At 44.4% G+C, this 1,561-nt stretch carries 1 protein-coding gene; it reads right to left on the bottom strand.

Features of this window, described 5'->3' with window-relative positions; genetic code table 11:
• Positions 1 to 113 precede the first annotated feature (113 nt).
• Positions 114 to 1,448, bottom strand: coding sequence for a tetratricopeptide repeat protein (locus QUA04_RS29600; protein ID WP_333264351.1), 1,335 nt, complete (start codon positions 1,446 to 1,448; stop codon positions 114 to 116).
• Positions 1,449 to 1,561: the final 113 nt, after the last annotated feature.

Below are 1,561 nucleotides of genomic sequence, written 5' to 3'. Positions count from 1 at the left end.
TGTTCGTAATTCATCTTATGGGAGCTAATTTTTTCTTTTATTCTACCTAGAACTATCGCACTTTCGCAAGAGGTCTAATGACTAATAACTAATGACTAATGACTAATGACTTCTTAGATATACTGCGAACCTGTTGAATTGAAAGTTTTACCGCATTCGTGAGCGCATACGTCCAACCTTTTAGAACAGGAAAAACTTTTTGTGAGGTCTTCGCGAAACCAATCTCTGGCGATCGCATCTTTCACCGATTGAGTTCTGAGAGAATTAAAGCCATTTCCGTACTTTTCAATTAAAGCCAGCATTTGCGGTCTGTAAGTGTGGTTATAAACAGCGTATTTAGTATGGCTTACCCAACAGCAAGGCCAGAGTTCCGCTTCAAAACTGATAAAAATCTCTTTGCTGGCTTGAGTTTGACAGCTAATTTCTACATTGCGGTAGTAATTATTTAGGCTACCAAATTTTTCTACAGCTTGGATAAATTGGTCTCCCTGGGGATTTTTATATTGTTCCAACGATGGGGGTTGAAGCTCTTCGCTGGCTGGCTTTGATGGGACAGAAGGAGTTGTTTCTGGTGCTTGAGAGGTTTCGATAGCTATAGCTTGATACCAAGCATAATTTGCTTTTTCTGGTTGCCCCAACTGCGTCAACACTTTAGCTAAATTGCGATAAGCTCCTGCAAAATTGGGTTTAAGCTCGATCGCCTTTTGGTAATAAGCACTAGCGGGCTGCCACTGTTGCTGTTGAGCATAAAGACTGCCGACATTAGCATAAACTTCGGGAAAATCAGGCTGAATTTTTAGGGCCTTGGCGTAACAGTCTGCTGCTGCTTGCATCTTCCCCAAACCTTGAACAGCATTGCCTAAAGTTTTCCAGGCTGCTGCAAAATTAGGTTGAATTTTTAGGGCTTGTTGACTGGCTGCGATCGCCTCTGAGAGTTGCCCTTGTTTCAAACATTCCTCCGCTTGTCGGTGGAACTGAAGCGCGGCCTGTTCTTGATTCTGAGGGGCTGATACATTAGCGGTTGCTGGTTGGTTTTGGCGATCGCTCTTAGCCTCTACCTGAGAGTTTTCTGCCTTCTGGGGCTGTTGATTTGCGGACTCTTTGTCATAAATCTCTTTCGCCACAAAACGAGAGGTTGCTTTCGGTACAAACTCCACAAATCCCAATTGTTGGGCTAAATCCCGCGCTGATTCTACTTGGTGCTGGTTGTGTTCAAATATCAAGTAGTGCCATACAGCTTTTCCGCCAGCTTGGATAAAGGCATTAACAGATTGCATTATCCTGTCCCAGTTGGTATTTTGGCGGTAGATGCTGTTAGTATCGGCCAACCCGTCGATACTAAAAATTACGCGATCGTATTCTCCTGTCATCGCCTGTGCCAGCCTGTGCCACCACTCAGGGTTGCGTCCGCTACCGTTGGTGTACAGACAGATATGAGGAACTCCCATGCGGTGCAAATACTTGAGCGCCGGAATTGTGGTATTGCTAGTACAGCTCGGCGTAAGTAGACAGACTATATTTGTGGTAGAATAACATAGTTAGTTTAGACCAGTTCCGGTAG

The organism is Microcoleus sp. S13_C5, from assembly GCF_036700845.1.
Lineage (GTDB): Bacteria > Cyanobacteriota > Cyanobacteriia > Cyanobacteriales > Microcoleaceae > Microcoleus.
This window is presented reverse-complemented; position numbering and strand designations above follow the sequence as displayed.

Bases quoted from the DNA above. Each gene is read 5' to 3' on its own strand.
- QUA04_RS29600 (WP_333264351.1), bottom strand. From the start codon at position 1,448: ATGGGAGTTCCTCATATCTGTCTGTACACCAACGGTAGCGGACGCAAC.